This window comes from Vulgatibacter incomptus (genome assembly GCF_001263175.1).
GTDB classification, from domain to species: Bacteria; Myxococcota; Myxococcia; order Myxococcales; family Vulgatibacteraceae; genus Vulgatibacter; species Vulgatibacter incomptus.
Map to the genome: position 1 here is coordinate 4294278 of NZ_CP012332.1, position 18379 is coordinate 4312656.

General features: G+C 68.5%; 11 protein-coding genes. 5 read left to right on the plus strand and 6 right to left on the minus strand.

Annotated features, from left to right (window positions below; all coding sequences use genetic code 11):
- Window positions 1-17: 17 nt before the first annotated feature.
- The 3 genes from AKJ08_RS17980 to AKJ08_RS17990 are packed head-to-tail and all read right to left on the minus strand — an operon-like array spanning window position 18 to window position 5162.
- On the minus strand, window positions 18-1136 hold the full coding sequence (locus AKJ08_RS17980; protein ID WP_050727337.1) for a sensor histidine kinase: 1119 nt from the start codon (window positions 1134-1136) through the stop codon (window positions 18-20).
- The gene (locus tag AKJ08_RS17985; protein WP_050727338.1) at window positions 1133-3652 is read right to left on the minus strand and encodes an ATP-binding protein; all 2520 of its coding nucleotides are present in this window, start codon (window positions 3650-3652) and stop codon (window positions 1133-1135) included. Before AKJ08_RS17985 ends, AKJ08_RS17980 begins: the two co-directional genes overlap by 4 nt.
- A gap of 40 nt (window positions 3653-3692) precedes the next feature.
- Window positions 3693-5162, minus strand: coding sequence for a PilZ domain-containing protein (locus AKJ08_RS17990; RefSeq protein ID WP_050727339.1), 1470 nt, complete (start codon window positions 5160-5162; stop codon window positions 3693-3695).
- Between the two features lie 218 nt (window positions 5163-5380).
- On the opposite strand from AKJ08_RS17990, the gene AKJ08_RS17995 reads away from it, so the two are divergent.
- Window positions 5381-7219, plus strand: a complete 1839-nt coding sequence (locus AKJ08_RS17995) for an FTR1 family protein (RefSeq protein ID WP_082343340.1) — start codon at window positions 5381-5383, stop codon at window positions 7217-7219.
- Window positions 7220-7283: 64 nt separating this feature from the next.
- On the opposite strand, the gene AKJ08_RS18000 is transcribed toward AKJ08_RS17995, so the two are convergent.
- The 3 genes from AKJ08_RS18000 to AKJ08_RS18010 all read right to left on the minus strand — a co-directional run bounded on the left by AKJ08_RS18000 (window position 7284) and on the right by AKJ08_RS18010 (window position 12013).
- Window positions 7284-7715: a hypothetical protein gene (locus tag AKJ08_RS18000; protein ID WP_157370812.1), complete on the minus strand. Its 432-nt coding sequence runs from the start codon at window positions 7713-7715 to the stop codon at window positions 7284-7286.
- 171 nt (window positions 7716-7886) lie between these two features.
- Window positions 7887-9929, minus strand: coding sequence for a carboxypeptidase regulatory-like domain-containing protein (locus AKJ08_RS18005; RefSeq protein ID WP_157370813.1), 2043 nt, complete (start codon window positions 9927-9929; stop codon window positions 7887-7889).
- 5 nt (window positions 9930-9934) lie between these two features.
- On the minus strand, window positions 9935-12013 hold the full coding sequence (locus tag AKJ08_RS18010) for a carboxypeptidase-like regulatory domain-containing protein (protein ID WP_050727343.1): 2079 nt from the start codon (window positions 12011-12013) through the stop codon (window positions 9935-9937).
- Between the two features lie 116 nt (window positions 12014-12129).
- Here AKJ08_RS18010 and AKJ08_RS18015 point away from each other — a divergent pair, with 116 nt between their 5' ends.
- The 4 genes from AKJ08_RS18015 to AKJ08_RS18030 all read left to right on the plus strand — a co-directional run bounded on the left by AKJ08_RS18015 (window position 12130) and on the right by AKJ08_RS18030 (window position 18219).
- Entirely contained in the window at window positions 12130-14226 is a 2097-nt protein-coding gene (locus tag AKJ08_RS18015) for an Ig-like domain-containing protein (RefSeq protein WP_420806374.1), read from the plus strand.
- Window positions 14223-16343, plus strand: a complete 2121-nt coding sequence (locus AKJ08_RS18020) for a hypothetical protein (protein WP_050727345.1) — start codon at window positions 14223-14225, stop codon at window positions 16341-16343. The genes AKJ08_RS18015 and AKJ08_RS18020 overlap by 4 nt, the downstream gene beginning before the upstream one ends.
- A 107-nt stretch (window positions 16344-16450) precedes the next feature.
- Entirely contained in the window at window positions 16451-17122 is a 672-nt protein-coding gene (locus tag AKJ08_RS18025; RefSeq protein WP_169788872.1) for a right-handed parallel beta-helix repeat-containing protein, read from the plus strand.
- Between the two features lie 59 nt (window positions 17123-17181).
- The gene (locus AKJ08_RS18030; RefSeq protein ID WP_050727347.1) at window positions 17182-18219 is read left to right on the plus strand and encodes a cation diffusion facilitator family transporter; all 1038 of its coding nucleotides are present in this window, start codon (window positions 17182-17184) and stop codon (window positions 18217-18219) included.
- The last annotated feature ends 160 nt before the right edge of the window (window positions 18220-18379 follow it).

An 18379-nucleotide genomic window follows, 5' to 3' on the forward strand; every position in this document is an offset into this window, starting at 1 on the left:
GGAACGACCGCGTGTGATTATTCGGGGATCGGCAGCGATACGACGAAGCGCGTTCCGACGCCCACCTCGCTCGTCGCGTCGATGCTGCCGCCGAGCTCTTCGACGATCTGACGGGAGATCGCGAGGCCCAGGCCGGTGCCGCCGCTCGGCTTGGTGGTGAAGAAGGGATCGAAGACCCGCGCCAGCACGTCCTTGGGCATCCCCGGGCCGTTGTCCTCGACCACGAGCCGGTAGGCGTCGTCTCGGGCGTACTGGAGGATCTTCACCTGGTTCGTTGCGCGGAGCGCCGGATCCATGGCCTCCACCGCGTTGATCACGAGGTTGAGGACCACCTGGCCCAGCTTGGTGCGAGAGCCCCGAATCGGCTGCAGCCGCGCGAGATCCAGCTCGAGCCGTGCCACCCGCTGCACGCGCCCGCGCAGGGAGCGAACGGCGAGCCCCACGACCTCCTCGAGGTCGACGAGGCCCTCGTCGCTCGCATTCGCGCCGAGCTCCATCGAACGCATGATCTCGATGATCGCCTCGATGGAGCGCGTGCAGTCCGCCAGCGCCTCGTCCACGTCCGTCAGCTTCTTGGTCAGGCGCGCGTCGATGCCCTCGAGCTTCGACTGGACGTCGCCCACGGCCTGGCGGACGAAGTGGAGGTTGGCGTCCATGGCGCCCAGGGGGTTGCGGATCTCGTGTGCGATCCCGGCGGAGATCACGCCGAGCGAGTAGAGGCGCTCCGTCGCCGCGAGCCGCGTCTCCATCTCGACCACCTTGCGGCCGACCAGATAGCGCTCGCGCGCGAGCTGGAGCGAGAGCCGGAGCTCGCGCGTGTCCCAGGGCTTGCGCAGATAGAGGTGGATCTGCCCCCGGTTGATCGCCTCGATCGCCGCGTTCAGATCCGAGTAGGCGGTGATCATCATCCGGATCGTCTCGGGGAACTCGACCTTGGCGATCTCCGCCAGGTCGACGCCGGACATTCCGGGCATCCGCTGATCCGTGAGGAGGACGGAGATCTCGCGGCTGCGCAGGATCTCGAGGGCCGCCGGGCCGCTGTTCGCGGTGAGGATCGGCAGGACGCCCTCGAGCGCCGACTCGAAGATCACCAGGTTCGCCTGGTCGTCGTCGACGTAGAGAATCGGGGCGCTCATTCTGCCTCCTCCGCCGGGAGCTCGACATGGAAGCGGGCACCGCCGCCCGGCCGCCCCTCGTATCGGAGATCCCCGCCGTAGCGCGTGGTGATCTTCCTCGAGAGGTACAGGCCCAAGCCCGTGCCGATTCCAGGCTCCCGGGTGGTGAAGAAGGGATCGAAGATCCGCTCTGCGACCCCGGCCGGGATCCCGGGGCCGTCGTCCTCTACCACGACTCGAACGTTCGCGCCGGCGTCGGCGACGTGGACCCATACGTTCCGTGCCGTCGAGCGAAGCGCGTTGTCGATCAGGTTCAAGAACACCTGGTTCAACTCTCCCGCCGAGGCGATCACCGGTCGGCTCGACTCGTAGCGACGGTGGACTTCGATCCCGTTGAGCCGATGCTCGAGGAGGCGGACGGTTGCGTCGAGACCGGATCGAAGGTCGCAGGGACGAGGTCGATCCTGCTCGCCCGGATGGGAGTGGTCAAGGAGCGCGGCGCTGATCGCGTCGATCCGGCTCCCGGCCTCCTCGATCACCTCCAGCACGCGCCTCGTCGAGGGCTCGAGGTTCTGGCGCTCCAGGAGGGCACGAGCGCCGTTCACCACGGCGTTCACGGGGTTGCGCACCTCGTGGCCGATCCCCGCCGCGAGCGTACCCACTGCGGCGAGCTTCGCCTGGGCGGCGAGGGTGAGCCCCAGGGAGCGGAGGCGGAGCTGCGCCCGCACCCGGGCGATCAGCACACGCGGATGGATCGGCTTCGTCACGAAGTCGTCCGCGCCGTGGGCGTAGCCCTCGAGGACCGCTTCCGAGCCGCTGCGGGCGGTGAGGAGGATCACCGGGATGTTCTGGAGCGCAGGGTCCGCCTTGAGGGACGCGCAGAGCGCCGTGCCCGTGAGCCGCGGCATCATCACGTCCGAGATCACGAGGTCCGGCCGGCTCGAGCGCACGAGCTCGAGGCCCGCCACGCCGTCGTTCGCGACCTCCACGTCAAACGAAGGCGCGAGGATCCGCTGGACCATCTCGCGGATCTCGTCGTTGTCCTCGACGAGCACGAGCCTCGGGCGGCGGCCGTCCTCCAGCCGAATCGGAGCGGCTTCCGGCGCAGGGCCCGCCTCCGGGAGCGTCGGCTCGGAACCGGGCGGTAGCTGCATGTCGCCCGCGCGACGCCCGTCGGCGACGTCGACCGCGACCTGCCTCCGCTCGACCACCTCGGGACGGAAGTGCTCCCTGCCGAGGAGGAGGGTCATCGTGAAAGTGGTCCCCTCGCCGGAACCGCCGGAGATCTCGAGCCGGCCGCCGTGGAGCTCCACGAGCTGACGGGCCAGCGAGAGGCCGATCCCGGCGCCGCCCTGGACGCGATGGTTCCCGCCGGACTCGGATCGGAAGAAGCGCTCGAAGATCCGCTCCCGATCCGCCTCGGGGATCCCCGGGCCGGAGTCGGTGACGCTCACGGTCGCCTCGGTGTCGGAAGAGCTGACCTCCAGTCGGATCCGGCCGCCGTCCGGGGTGAACTTCAGCGCGTTCCCCAGGAGGTTGGTGAGGACGATCTCGAGTCGGTGGGCGTCGCCGAAGGTGTTCTCGACCTGGGCGGTCGTCAGCTCCAGCTCGATGTCGCGGCTCTCCGCCGCGGGACGGAACGCCGCGAGGGAGTGTTCCGCGAGGAGGCGGAGGTCGACGGGCGCCACCCGGAGCCGCAGCCGGCCTGCGTCGATGCGCGAGAGATCGAGGAGATCGTCGATGAGCCGAAGCAGCCGGTAGGCGTTCCGGCGGACCACGTCGAAGAACGAGCGCTCATCGGCCGAGAGCCCGTCTCGGGCCAGGCGATCCTCCACGGGAGTGAGGATCAGGGTGAGGGGCGTCCGCAGCTCGTGGGAGATGTTGGTGAAGAACTCGGTCTTGGTCCTGTCGAGCTCCTTGAGCTGCGAGAGGGCCTCCTCGAGCTGCGCGGACGTGCGGGCCAGGCTCGTGCGTGCCTCGTGCTCGCGGCGCACCTGGCGGTACCTGACTTCATTCGAGGCGACCGCGATCACCGAGGTGAGCAGGAGGAAATAGAGGTTGTTGAAGAATGCGGGGTCCTCCCAGACCGAGGAACCGGACGCGAGGGCGGGGACCAGCCAGAACGAGGTGATCGCAAGGCAGGCGAGGGTCGTCTGGAGGATGCGCCAGACGAAGACGATCCCCATGCCCAGGATGCAGAGGTTGAGGCCCGCGTAGTAGGGCGACGAGAAGCCTTCGAGGCGGCCGATCATGGCCGCAATCGCGAGCGAGCCGATCAGCGCGGGGAGCAGCCCCAGCGGAAAGGTGACTCGCTCGTCGCGGACGACGTAGGTGAGGCCGAGCACCACGAGCGAGCCGGCAGCCGCCGCGACGCGAAGGGTGAAGAAGGGCTGGACCAGCTCGGGGTTCGTGAGCCAGTCGAGGACCACGCCCGCCGGCATCAAGACCGCGACGAGGAGCGCGGCGAGCCTGGCAGCAACGAGGTTCCGCTCGGCGAGGTGGGCGCGAAACTCCGAAATCGTCGTCGTCCGACTCAAGCTGCGCCCACCGTTCGAACACGCTCTTTCGAGCGAATCTTCATCTCTCGACGAAGAGGAAGAGGTTTACGCCGCTCGGCTCGGCGTCCACACGGACCTGCCGCGGTGCCGGCGAGAGGCCCTCCGCCAGCCGCAGGAGCTCCTCGGGCGTGCGGTGGATCAGGAACCACTCGGAGAAATACTCCATCGTCCAGCGGGATGGGTTGTGATGGGCGACGTTGCCGACCGCGAGGCGGCCACCGTCCGCGAGGGCGCCGTAGAGGATCGAGATCAAGGCGCGGGAGGTGCGCTCGTTCAAGTAATCGAAGAGGCCGGCGCTGTAGATGAGCTCCCTCTCTCCTAACGCCTCTCCGAGAGCCTGGGCGGTGAGGAGCCTCCGGACCGACTCGCGGATCACCTGGACGCGGGCGTTGGTCGCGCGGGCCAGGGGCGCCAGCGTCTTCTCGCAGTAGGCGATCGAGCGATCCTCCTGATCCACCAGCGCGACATCGAGGCGGGCGCCGAGCTCCGGGCTCTTGTTGAGGAGCGCCGCGATCTCCCTAGCGGGCCCGCAGCCGATGCTGGCGATCCGGATGCGGTCGCGATCCGCCCGCTCGATCCGCTCGCGGATCATCGCTCCCAGGAACTCGATGCGGTTGATGTTCGCGATCGCCGCTTCTTCGTTGGTGGAGTAGAGGTTGAGCGCCTTGCCAAAGAGCGTGCTCCCCTCGCGGTGATCGCGATAGAGCATGTTCATCATCTCGTAGTCGCCCGCGTAGCCGAGAGGCTTCTCCAGCGCGCGCCTCATGAAGGGCGATTCGGCGAAGAGCGGGGCGACGTGGCGCTTGAGGTAGGCGCGATGGAGCTGATGCTCCTCGTCCGAGAACCCGCCGACGAGCTCGTTCAGCGTGGTGCGCGCCGCCACCATCTCCTTCACGATCCACGGGTGGATCGCGTCGAGGATCTGCGCCTCGACTTCACGACGAGTGAAATCGTCCTCGGCCAACAGCGCCTCTTCCTCCCGACCGAGGAAGTCGCGGAGCACCTCGAGGCCGCTGAGGAGGTCCGCCGCCCATGCCTTGAACGCGCTCCCGACGCTCGCGTTGCGCGCGCGGGCCTGACCCAACGCCTGGAGCCGCTGGTCGAAGCTGCGCCGCGCGCCCCGACGGTGGAGCTCGGCCAGGTCGAGGCCGTCGCCCTCGAGCTCGATCCCGACCACGATTCCTTCGTCCGACTCGCCGAGACGTCGGACCGTGCCGCTCCCGCGAAAGAGGCTACGCTCGTCCGCGCGGACCTCCAGGGTCTCGAGCCGGTCGCCAGGAAAGAGGGTCGAGCCGGCGTCGATCGGCAGCTCGATCGCCAGGCCATGGAGGGATAGGTCCCGGACGCGCGCGGTGATCTCGCCAAGGCTCGTGTGCTCCAGCGTCGCGGTCACTTCCCCGAGCGAGGCCATGTCCACGGCGATCCGGCGGGCGCGGAGGCGGGGCGTGCGATCGGAGCGGGAAGTGGGGGCAGGGGCGAGTTTTCTCACGGCTGAGCTCCATTGGCGGGGATGGACGACGTGGTCGCCGAGCCGCGCTCGGGCCGCCCCCCGGGGCCCATGTGCGTGGCAGGCCTACGGATCCTGCCAGGAACAAGTCGACTGTCAATCAATTGGCATTTGACCCGTTGTGAAGGCCTCCAAGTCCGCGAAGTTGATTGTGATTCTCAAAATTGAAGTGCGGGCGGGCCGGTGTTAGAACGCGGCCCGTGAGAACGCTCGCGATCGTCCCGCTGCTGCTGGTCTTCCTCGCACCCGCCATTTCCACCGCCGCGCCGCGCGAGGAGGACTGGCACCGCCTGATCGGCATCCTCCAGTACCTGGAGGCCGATTACCCCCTGGCCGTCGAGTCCCGTTCGGATTTCGAGCTGGCCGAGCAGCGCTCCTTCATCGCCGAGGCGCTCGCTGGCGCCAGGGACCTGGGAGCGTCCGCGGAGCCCGCGGTAGCGAAGCTCGAGACCCTGAAGGAGCGGGTGGACCGGGGCGAGGCGCCGGAGGAGGTCCGCGAGGGCTGCCAGGCGCTGATCGAGGAGCTGGTCCGGCTCGGCGGGCTCGTCCGCAGCCCCCGCCATCCGCCCGACCTGGAGCGGGGGAGGGCGCTCTTCGCCGAGAGCTGCGCCGCCTGCCACGGCGCCGAAGGCAGGGGCGACACCCCCGTCGCGGCCACGATGAACCCGCCTCCGGCGAGCTTCCACGATCCGGAGGTGATGGGGCCGCTCTCTCCCTACAAGGCGTTCAACACCATCAGCTTCGGCGTGACCGGGACCGCGATGCCCGGCTTCCCCTCGCTGGACGAGAACGACCGCTGGTCCCTCGCCTTCTTCGTGCACTCCCTCCGCCATCCGCGCTGCGCGGGAAACCCCACGCGGGTGTCGGTCAAGGAGCTGGCGACCTCCTCCGACGACGCCCTCGCCGCGGCCTACGGAGACGACGCCGTCGGCTGCCTCCGCTCGGAGCTGCCGCGGATCGACCCGGCCCAGTCCCTCCTCGCCGCCGAGACCGGCGTGAAGGAGGCGGTGCGCCTCGCGGCCTCGGGTGACGCGGCGGCCGCCCGCCGCAAGCTCCTCGACGCCTACCTCGGCGGCGTGGAGCCCGTCGAGCTCATGATCGGCTCGCGCGACGCCGGCCTCGTCCGGGAGATCGAGGCGGTCTTCCTTGGGATGCGCTTCGACCTGGACCAGGGAAAGACCGACCTCGGCCCCCAGGCGGAGGCGCTCTTCGCCCTCCTCGAGAGGGCCGAGAGGGCCACCGTCCCGGCCTCGGCCTCGGTGGCGTTCTGGGGCGCGCTCCTCGTGATCGTGCGCGAGGGCTTCGAGGCGATGATCGTGGTGGCGGCGCTGCTCGCGGTGCTCAAGCGCATGAAGCAGACCACCCACGCCCGCGTCGTCCACGCCGGGTGGGCATCGGCGCTGGGGATCGGCGTGGTGACCTTCCTCTTCGGTCGAAAGCTTCTCTCCGGCTTCAACCCCGAGTGGGTCGAAGGGATCGCGGCGCTGGTCGCGGTGGGGATGCTGCTCTACCACACCGCCTGGCTGAACGCCCGTTCCCACGTCGCGGAGTACATGAAGGAGATCCGCGAGAAGATGGAGGGCGCGGTCGGACGGGGAAGCGCCCTCGGCCTCTTCGCCATCGCCTTCACCGCGGTCTTCCGGGAGTGCGTCGAGGTGGTCCTCTTCCTTCAGGGCCTCTCGGTGGACTCGCCCTCCGGCGTGGCCTGGGGCTCGGCGGCAGGCCTCGCCACCCTGCTCGTGCTGGTGCTGCTGGTGCAGCGCGTGGGCTACAAGCTCCCGATGAAGCCCCTCTTCCGCGCCTCGACGGTGCTGCTCTTCGCCACCGCTGTCGTGCTCCTGGGCAAGGGGATCCACGCGATGCAGGCCGTGGGCGCGCTGCCCGTGCGGCCGCTGCCGCTCTTCTCTGTCGACCTGCTGGGGATCTTCCCCGACGCCTTCGGCCTCTCGGCCCAGGTGCTGCTCGCGCTCTCGCCGCTCGTCTGGACGCGTCTGCGGCGCCCCTCCCGCAAGGGCGCCGAGCCGGTGGCCGTGGCCTGAACCGCGAAAAGGCCCGCGGCGTTGGAGCCGCGGGCCATCGGGGTCCTGCGCTTTCTGCCGGATTCTAGTTGGTGCCGCCCTGCCCGCCGGTGCCGCCCGTGCCTCCGGTGCCGCCGTGGCCACCGGTACCGCCGAACCCTCCGGTGCCGCCCGTCCCAGGCGCCACCGTGAGGAGATCGAGGGCCGGCTGGGCGACGCTGCAGCGGGCGTTGCAGGAGCCCTGCGTGAACGAGCCGTTCACGAAGGTCGCGGCGCAGCTGTTCGACGTATCACGGAGGCAGGACCGGCAGTCGTTGATCGCGTCCGCGTTGGTATCGCTCTGGTTGCCGATGGTGTCGCAGCGATCCTGGCAGGCGCTGATCTGCGCCGACGAGGAGGCCGGCGTCGGGCACTTGCCGCCCTCTTCACACATCTTGTCACACTCGAACTTCGTACTGCAGCCGCTTGCGGCCAACAGTGCGATGACCGCACCCGCGGCCAGGAACAGACGCTTCATGCTCGCAACCCCCGGGCGCAGACTCGGCGCCCATCTCCTCGACCAAACGCGGCCGGGTGAGTCCGACAATTCGCACCGTCGGACGAGGACGGGAGCCGCCAAGGAAGGTCTACCCGGGCAGGCGGCATGGCGGCTGGGCCGCCCTGCCGGGTTGGAGCGGGGCCGGTGCGGTTACTCGACAGCGGTCACGAGGTAGACGCCGTCCGATTCGTCGGATTCCGAGAAGATCGTGTAGGTGAGGAAGCCGTTGTAGAGCCGGAAATCCGACACATCGTGGTCGATGGGGATCGCGTCGAAGTCGCCGTGGACGAGGTCGACCTTCTTCAAGCGGCCGCAGACTCCGTCGTCCCCGCAACCGAGGAAGAAGACGTTCTTTCCCGACACGCTGGGGGCGCTGAGAGCGCTGAGAGGGGTGCCGCTCCCGACCCTGCCAGGGCAGGGCGTCAGATTCCTCATGTAATCGGCGATGCAGAATCTGTCCGGTTTCTGGCCGTCCTTCACCGCGAGGAAGAAGAGGCCGGCTTCGTGGACGCTGAACGAGGTGATGTTCCCTGCGACCCGGAGCTCGCGCCCGGTCGATATCTCGAACGCTTTGAGGAACGGGCCGTTCGTCTCCGCCGGCTGGAGGAACCCCAACCACTTGCCGTCAGAGCCCCATTGGGGGTTCATTCCGTTGAGTGTCGTCTTGCTGAGGTCCGAGAGCCGGATCACCTCCAGCCCATCGCCGAGCTCGACGACCACGCTTCCGCCGTCCGGGCTCGGATGGACTCCAAAGAACATGCTCCCGAGGGGCTCGCGGGCGCCCGTGCCCACTCGATACACGGAGAGCGCCGCACGGAATGTTTCCTGGACGAGGAGGGACGAGCCTCCCTCCATGAATTCGAACCACTCCGCATCGCCCTGTAGAACGCGGACGACGTCGCCCGTCGACCGCCTCCAGAGCGAAAGGGCCGATTCGCCTACGAACGTCCGGAACGCGGCGCTGGAGCTGTCGGGAGCAAAGAGTAGGCCGAAGGGCCCCATAAAACTGTCGCTGGTCGCGAGGACTTTCGTCGACCCGGCGCTCCGGTCCCACAAGCTCACCGTCTGGCGCACGGCCTGGTCGAGAGTCGTGAACGAGAGGTACGCCCCATCCGGCGACCACTGGGCCGACAACAGGTCCCCGTCGGCGCCGCCTACCACTTCCGCCGACCGCGTCGCCTCCGTCCAGACAACCAGAGCGCCGGAGGGGCGCTGGAAGGCGACGATTCCGCCGTCAGGCGACGGCAGGACCAACCCCGGCTGCTCTGGCGGCCAGCGGTCCCAGTCGACGAACCTCGACTTCCAAGCGCCGAGGGAGAGGAGCTCGCCGCCTTCCGCCCACACGAAGAGCGAATCCTCGGTCCGAATCAGCACGGAATGGCTGCCCGGCATGAACTGCGCGCCGGTGGCCCCGGAGAAGACCACGTCGCTCCGCCGTGCCTCGACGTCCCAGATCGTGACCCTCCCGAGAGAGGAGCGGTCTTCCAGAAAGACCAGCAGCCGACCGTCGTCGCTGTAGGAGGGAAACAGCGCGGTGGCGCTCAGGTCCGTCGGCTGGCGCTTCGAGACGTCCCAGATCCGCAGCCGGTGGGGGATGAGAGCGAACGAATCCTCCAGATCGTACAAGGTCTCGGAGGTGGGCGACTCGCCCACCTCACGCATCGGAAAGGAGGGACCGATCTTCTTCCCGTGCTTGAGGACCACGGGATCCATCCGGAAGACGCCGTTCACCACGGTGACGTTCCTGCGCTCCTCCGGGACCCGGCCGGGCGCCTCGAAGGTCAGGGTGTACGTTCCCGCAGGGACGCCGGCGAAAATCCACGTGCCGCCAACGTCGGTCGTGACCGAAGCGTCGGTTCCCACGAGGCGGACCAGGATCCCCTCGTGCTCCTGCATGCCGTAGAGCAAGGCGCTGCCGGTGATCGCGCCCTTCCCCGGGAAGATCGGCCGTCCCTGCGGATCGAAGTGAGCGGTAATCCCGTTCTCGCACGTGATCGTAAAGGAGCCGTCGGGCGCCTCGAGATAGGTGCAATCCGCCTTCGAACCCCCTCCGGGCAAGGTGAAATCCTTGCCTCCGCAGTGGAAGGTGCTCGTCCCGTCGTGGTTTTCGGTGACGGTGCACGGGCTCGCGTCGTTCTTCGAGCAGCTGAAGAGCAGTCCGGTGAGGAAAAGAGCTGCGATGGCGCATCTCATCGGGTTCACCTGGTCACGGGGGTGGTCGGGAAGTCGGTGACGTAGAGTCCTGGTCGTTCGGAGGTGTCGTCGCCGATCGAGTAGGCGAGCCAGCGCGCCGTCGAGAGCATGAGCTCCACCTCGTCGTCGACTGCGACCGGCTCGGGGAGCTGGGGGTCGAAGACGAGCAGGAGGCCGTCCTTCGTCTCAATGCGCGGTCGGGACAAGAGTCCCAGGCGCGAGCCCTGGCCGCTCCCGTCGAGCTCCCAGATCCCGTCGGTGAGGACGCGGACCCGGTTCGACGGCCGGTCCCATCGGACGATCTCGGACCCGCCGCCGTTGGAGGAGCGGCGGGCGAGGCATGCGAGCGATCCGTCTCCGGCGAAGCGGCAGTTGGAGGAATCGACCTGGTCTCCCAGGGAAACAGCCTCCTTCCGCTCCGTATCCCACGCCCAGTGCGTGAGGGGGATATCTCCCGATCCGAAGCGCAGGACCGTCGAGCTCGGATCCCACTCTGCGGGAGCGTTGGGCAGAAGTACCTCGCCGACGCTCCAGGAGTCGCCGCTCTCGAGCTCCTTCACCACCCGGACGCTACCCTGCACGAAGGACACGAATGCGCCGTCGGGGCTGGGCGTCCAGGTGGAGCCCACGTCGCGCGCGAGCTCTTCGAAGCCGCGGTCACGGCGCCAGCCCATCAGGGTGCCGACAAAATCGCTGCCGGTGCCAGGAACCCAGGTGATCGAAACGTTCGTGCGAAAGAGCAACGCCTCGCCGCCGGGGGCAGGAACGACGCGCGGGGGCGGCATACGTTCGATGCCCTCGATGGACTCGGACCGGAGGTCTGGCAGGCTCCACCGCGTGAGGACCACCGCGCCCGAATCATTCGGGGCGACGTAGAAGAGCGCGTCGCTGCTGGAGCTGAAGTGCGCCCAGAACACCGACCGGAGGAGGTCTTGCCGGCCACTCTCGAGGTCGAAGAGGACCTGATCGAGGCCCGGCTTCCTGAGCAGGACCCAATTCCCGTTCGGGCTGAAAATCGCGCCGTTGGCCGTAGGGGCGGCCAGAGGCACGACCTCGTTCCGCGCTCCGTCCCAGAGCATCGCCCTGTCGAGGGCAGTGAAGACGAAAGAGCGCCCATCGGGCGAGAACGTGATCGGTCCGCTCCCGCTACCGATCGTCGCGCCTCCTCCTGCAGCCAGGTCCCAGACGATCAGCTCCCCGGTCCCGATTCGAAAGACAACGGTCCGCAGCTCCGGATCCGCCCACCATCCCAGAACGCCCTCCGAGATCACGAGCGCATCCTCCCTCATGTTGGTCGTCCAGTAGAGGAGACGACTCCCCTCCTGCAGCGCCACGATGGAAGCCTCGTCTCGGGCGAGGATCCACTCGCGAACGAGTGTGTCGACCTTGGACAGGGCCCCGGCGTCGCGGTCGTAGTGGTAGAGCGTTCCGGGGCCGTTGGCGCCGCGCGAGTCGTTGAGGAAGGTCAGCCGCCGCCCGCTCGGAGAGAACGAGAGCCGTGCCACGTCCCCGCCCAGGGGCTTGGACCACCAGCCGTCCTCCTCCCATAGCGTCGCCGGTCCGGGATCGCTCTCCCCCATCGCGACGAAGGCGTCGTAGTCGGGCGACGGAACGAGTCGCGCAGCGGGGCTGTCGGTGAGCTTCTTACCCATCCGGAGCTCCACCGGATCGACGCGGAATGCGCCCGGCGCGACCACGAGCTGGCCTAGTTTCTCGGAGTTGTAGCCGGGCGCCTCGAAGGTCAGGTCGTAGACGCCGCTGGTCAACGCCGGGAACACATAGGTGCCGTCCTGGCTCGGCCGCGCTTCGACCTTCGCCCCGGAAGCCGTGTCGGCCAGGGTCACCGTGATCGCCGCGTGGTTCGACCGCCCGAAGAGCTTCGCCTCCCCGACGACGGTGCAGCCGGGCTTCTCGGTCGGCAGCTTCGGGAGCACGGTGCTCGTCCCGTCCGAGCAGATCAGGAGCCGCGTCCCGTCCTGCCTCGGCACCACGTCACAAGTGGGGCGAGGGTCGCTTCCGCAGGCCAGGAGCGCCACGAGCAGCGGAAGCGGAACGAGGAGATCCCTGGGGCGGATGCTCGACATATAGTCCTCCGTGGCTCCAAGAACGCCAGCCTTGCGGTTCGCAGCGGACGAGGCGACACTTGGTACTCTATTCGAAGCGGCTCGCCGTTTGTACCGGAGAGCGCTGTTGGAGGGGAATGGTACGGTATTCGTCTCTATTGCTGTCCGTAGCTGCGCTGTCACTGGCTGCGGCTTGCGGGTCGCCGGCCCTCAAAACCCCCCAGGGAAGCCTCTACGTCTCTCCGGAGCAGATCGAGTTTCCCCGCACGTTCGTGGGATTTTCGTCCGATCGCGAGCTGGTAGTGAGCAACTCCGGCAAGGTCCCGCTCCACATGAACCTCGAGGTCACGCCGCCCTTTTCGGCGGACCCCGCGGAGGCCACGGTCGGCGGAGGGCGGGATCTGCACGTCCGGATCCGCTACACGCCGCAGACGCCTGGTCAGCACCGACAGTCGATGCGAATGCTACATTCCGGCAAGGTCACCAACATCGACCTCTCCGGGAAGGCGGAGGGCTCTCCGTCGTGCTTCCCGTCCGGGGTCTGCCGCTCGGTGGTCTTCGACGAGGAGACCGGTGAGTGCACGGAGAGTGTCGATCGGGACGGCACCGAATGCTCCAGCGGAAATGCGTGCATGACCCGGGAGATCTGCCGGAGCGGGGCCTGCGTGGGCGAAGCCGTCGTGTGCAACTCCCACGACAAGTGCGTTAAGGACGAGTGCGTTGCGGCGGTCGGCTGCATCCAGATCGACAAGAGCGGCGACTGCCCGTCGAGCCCCGATCCGTGCAAGAGGGGGTTGTGCGATGCCACCCTGGGCTGCACGATCGTCGACGCCACCGACGGCGACCCCTGTGGCCCTTCCGACTGCGTTACCTCGTCGATCTGCCTCTTGGGGGAGTGCGTCGATGTCCCCACCCCCGAGAACACCGATTGCACGACCAAGTGCGGAAGAGGCACGTGCCACGACAACGTCTGCAAGGCGAAGATGGGCAAGAACCTCGAGGTGCTCTGGCGACACAATGTGCAGTCGCGGTCGAACCTCGTCTTCCCCGGGATCTCGGACGACCAGGGCGCCGTCTATTGGCTCGAATGCGATCCCTCCAGCTGCGAGCTGGTCTCGGTCGACGGCGACCAGGCAACCCCCCGCTTCCCGGAACACCCGCGCTTCCCGCTCCGGGATCTGACGCTGCCGAAGCCCAACCAGATGGTTCTGGCCGGCAACCGGGTGGTCGTCGCCGCTGGCGATAGCGTCTACGCGTATTCGGCGTCGAACGGCGCTCTGGCCTGGGCCGGGAGCCTCTGGGCCGAGCTCGAGGAAGCGCTGGGCTCCGGCTGTCCCTGCTCGGTACGCGCCGACGCGCTGGCGAGCGGTGAGGAGGGATTCTACGTTTGGTTCTCGATGTCTGGCGTTGCCGGAGCAACCGAGGATGGCCGGCGCGCCGGGGCGCTGGTCAACATCGCCGCTTCGGATGGATCGGTGAAGTGGATCCGGACCTTCGAAGGCGCCTCGCCGCCGAGGGATCTCGTCGTCGACCGTTTTGGCGACGTGCACTTCGCCCTCGGCGGGGACGAGGGATCCCTCCAGCTCCTCTCGGTGGGCCCGGACGGCTCCGATCGCTTCACCATCGGCGCCGATTCCGACACGGAAGCGCCGCTGGCCACGGTCCTCGACCACGTCTTCGGGACCTCGGCCCGCGTCCTCGATCTGGATGGCGACCTGGCATACGAGCTGCCGCCGGTCGACGGGGAAGGTCCGACCCTGGCATTCGTGGTGGGCCAGAACAATGGGTACCGCTTCAGCCGTGACGTAGAGGGTCTGCGGGTAACGGCCTTCAAGACCTGGATCGGGGAGGTCACCTCCTCGACCGTGCCGTTCGCGGAGCCGGTCTATCGGACCGACCCGCTGCTCACCGATTCGCAGAGCGCGCTCTTCGCCGCACGGATCTCCGACGAGTCCGGCGGCGAGCTCCTCACCCGCGTGATGGAGATCGACGCCGAAGGGCACTCGCTCCGGGATTGCCGCCTCCCGGAGCGCCCGGACGGTCCCGGAGGCACCTACCTCTACCTCGGCTCCACCTCACTTCGAGGGGGCCGTTGGACGGTCGCTTCCCAGCCGTCTCGGGATGGGAATTGGTTCACCGTCCACCAGCTTCTGCTTCCGTTTGGCGACACCGCCAGCAGCGGTTGGGTCACGACGCGCGGCAGCCTCGCCGGCGACGGGAGGCCCCAGCGATGAGCGTCCTACACTCCGAGTCGTCGAGCCGCGGTCTGTCCCTGACCAGGCTCCCGTGCACATGGCTCGTCCTCGCCGCGGCGCTCCTCGGCGCCTGCGCCGATCCGGTCATCGTCAAAACCGAGGCCGACGTTCGGGTCGAACCGGACGAGCTCGTCTTCCCGGATTCCTTCGTCGGCCACCCCTCGTCGAGGACCCTGCGGATCCGCAACGTGGGGCGGGCGCCGACCCAGGTGTCTCTCGAGATCCCGGCTCCGTTCTTCGGACCCGACTGGGTCGACCTGAGGGCTGGCGAAATCCGCGACATCGAGATCACCTTCGCGCCCTCCGAGCCGGGGAGCTACGACCTCGGCCTCCGGATCTCGTCCCCCGCGAAGCCGTCGGAGGTCCGCCTCCTGGGCCAGGGCTTGCCCGTACCCAACTGCGGGGAGGGAGACGAGTGCCGCTCGATCCACTTCGACCCCGCCCTGGGGTGCGTGGAGATCGATCGTCCCGAAGGCTCGGCTTGCGGCGACGCCTGCCTCGTGGGCGGGCAATGCCACGAGGGGAGCTGTGTCGGCACCGCCCGCGAATGCGGCGAGACGAATGCGTGCACGACGGCCTTCTGCGATCCGACCGTGGGCTGTGTGGTGCAAGCCAAATCCTGCCAGGTGTCCACAGATTTCTGCACGGCGAGCGAATGCGATCCCGAGGTCGGGTGCGTTCTCAAACCCGCGAACGAAAGCAAGGTCTGTGGCCCCTCGGATTGCAGCCACACGCACGTCTGTCGTCAGGGGCTCTGCACGGAAGAGCGCTCCAAAGACCGGACTGAATGTGGCGAGACGACGCCCTGCCTCGCGAAGGGCTACTGCGACCGGGGAGCGTGCGTGCAGGACCGCCCAACGGTCCTCAAGACCAAGGTGACGTTCTCCGCCGGGGCCGGCGCCCGGATCCACTTCGACGGCACCACCAACGCCGACGGAGACCTCTATTGGGCGGAGTGCGGGGATACCTGCTTCCTCGCCAGGGGCTCCTCGAGATCAGGATTTTTGTTGGGCAAGGAGCCGATGTCGGCGGGGACGACCCTCTCGCGCGGGTCGAAGCCGACGGGAACCCGCGCGCTGCTCCTCGCGGCAGGACGGATCGTGTCCACGCTGAAGCCGGGCTGGATCGAAGCCTACGATTCTCGCACCGTCAAGCTGGCGTGGAAACTCGACCTCGCGGGCAAAGTCCCCGTTCCCGCCGGGGGATCGGTAACCGTGGCAGAGGTGTCCGCCCAGGGGTCGATGATCTACGCCCTCGTGGACGGGTGGGCCAGCGGCGGAAGCCACGACGGCGGCTGGGCGGTCGGGATCGATCTCTCCGGCAACGTACTCTGGGTGCGGTCGTTCGAAGGTACCTTCTCCGGGCTCGTCGGCGACGACGCCGGGCGGATCTACTTCAGCACCCAGCGCGACCATAAGAGCTCGGCCGACCTGGCCGCGCTGGTCTCCCTTGGCGCGACGGGAGGCGAGCGCTGGCGCCAGTCGACCTCTTTCAACCCGCCCCTCGCCGTGAGCGGCGACCTCCTCTTCCAGGGGACCTCGGAGTGGAGGAAGCTGGACGACGGCAGCGCGTTGCCCAGGCTCAAGGCCACGGTGCCGCTCTACTCTCCCTCGCCGATCTTCACCGGCAAGCGGGGCTACTTCTTCGGTCTCCCGGTGGAGCCCTGTGGAGCCGAGCAGAAGGACCTCTGCTCGTTGTGGGAGCTCCCCAGCCTGATCCGCTTCGCCACCGGCGAGGAGGAGCCGGTCTGGGGCATCGGCGTGAACGGGGCCGAGAGCTGGTGGCGGTCCGAGCCCGTCCTCACCAAGAAGGGCTCTCTCCTCTTCGCCGATACCGTGGAGGGAGCGGGAGTCGGCTGTGAAGCCAAATTCCAGCTCCGCGAGATCGAGCCCGAGGAGGGTGCCGAGGTCTTCGCCTGCGAGCTGCCGGCGGGAGGCAGCTACCTCGGCGCGACGTCCCTGCACGGGGGCCGCTGGGCGGTCCTCGAATCCTGCAGGCAGATCATCAACGTCTATGAGGTCGAGGATCGGGAGCTCGCGCCCAAGGGATGGGTGACCTATCGCGGAAACCCCGCCCGCACGGGAACGCCGCGGTAGCGCAGCCGAAGGCGGGGGAGCTCCACGCCGCCCCCCCGGGGCCCCCGGATCGGAGGAATCCTTCCTACTCGTCCTGGCTTCCTGCTAACGTTCCTGGGGTGGTCGCGATGAACCGAGCCTACCTCCCAGCCCTGCTGTCCTGCCTGATCCTGGCCGCGTGCGGCGCCGGCAGCGGTGGTGACGATCTGCCCGGCGATCCCTGCTCCATCCACCTCGAGCCGGGCCAGGACGACCAGGTCTCCGTTCAGTCCGCCCTCCTGGAGGCTGCGTCGGGCAGCGTGATCTGCTTCGACCCGGGGGTCTACCGCTTCACCGACGGCCTCTCACTGAGCGTGCCGGGGATCACGTTGCGCTCCTCGGGCAGCCGGGCAATCCTCGACTTCTCCGGGCAGGTGGCGGATGCCCCTGGCCTGGACGTGACCGGCGACGACTTCACCGTCGAGAACCTGGAGCTGCGCAACACGGCGGGTGACGCGATCCGCTTGCTCCAGGTGGACAGCGCCAGGTTGCGGCGGGTTCGCGCTTCGTGGACCGCGGACGCGCCTCCGGTCGCCGGCGCCCACGGCATCGCCATCCTGGGCTCAGGCAACGTGCTGGTCGAGGCGTGCCGGATCCGCGGCGCGGCCGATGCCGGCGTCGCGATCGTGGGCTCCGCAGGGGTCGAGGTCCGCCTCACCTCGGTCCGCGAGAGCGGCGGAGGCATCTCGTTCGACGAGAGCTCCGAGGTGGAGCTGCGCCAGAATCGGCTCGATCCCGTCGTGGTCCCCGTCGCCCATTAGGAGACTGCTCCCGCGACGGCAGTGCCCCGCCGGCCGATCTCGACTATAGAATCAGACCGATGAGCCCGCCCCTCGCACCGACGGAGTCCGCCGTCGCCGCCGCGCCAGCGCCCGATAACGAAGCCCGCCGCAGGCTGGCGAGCTGGGTCTCCCTCGCCGGCGGCCTGATCGTCTTCGTCGCGAAGATGGCCGGCTGGCAGCTCACCGGCTCGACGGCCCTGCTCTCGGACGGCCTCGAGTCGATCGTGAACGTGGTGGCCGCGGGCTTCGCCATCTTCTCGATCCGCTTCGCCGCGATGCCGGCCGACCGGGACCACCCCTACGGCCACGGGAAGATCGAGTTCCTGTCGGCGGCGTTCGAGGGCGGCCTGATCTTCTTCGCCGCCGCGATGATCTTTTACTCCGCCGTCGGGAGCCTCCTCGAGGGCCCCTCGGTCCACGAGGTCGATCACGGCCTCACCATCGCGGTGGGGGCGGGCGTCCTCAACCTCGTCCTCGGCTGGTGGGTCCGCCGGGAGGGGCGACAGACCGGCTCCGTCACGCTGATCGCCGACGGCGAGCACATCCTCTCGGACGTCTGGACCACCGCCGGCGTCGTGGTCGGCCTCGGCCTGGTCATGTTCACCGGGATCGCCTGGCTCGATCCGCTCGTGGCCCTGGCGATGGGCCTGCTCCTCGCCCGCACCGGGTTCCGCCTGGTCCGGGACGCGGCGAACGCCCTCCTCGATCGGGAGGATCCCGAGCTCCTCGAGCGCCTCGTCGGGGCCTTTAACGAGGCGCCGGTGCAAGGGATCACCAACGTGCACCGCCTGAGGGCGATCCGGTCGGGCGACCTCGTCCACGTGGACGCCCACGTCTTCGTCCCCTCGCACTGGACGGTGCGGCAGGCCCACGAGGCGGTGGTGTCGCTGGAGCGCTGGATGGCCTCGCGGGCTAGCTTCCGGGGCGAGCTGGCGCTGCACCTCGATCCCTGCCATTCGCGGGTCTGCGCCAGCTGCGACCTGGGTGACTGTCCGGTCCGGGCCGAGCCCTCGGGCGGCCGGCGACGTCTCTCGACCGAGGAGGCCGTCGGTCCTACCGGGCTCGCGCGTCCCTGAAGCTCCTTCCGACCGCGAACCTTCGGGATCGTGGGTCGGCCGCTCCGCCACTCCGGCCAACGAACCGGCTTCTTCCGGAGAACGGCACCCCTCCCGGTGGCTCTAGGGGGTCCCAGTCTGTTGAGCTGAAAACATTATTTTGCATGTTTTCATCTCTGCC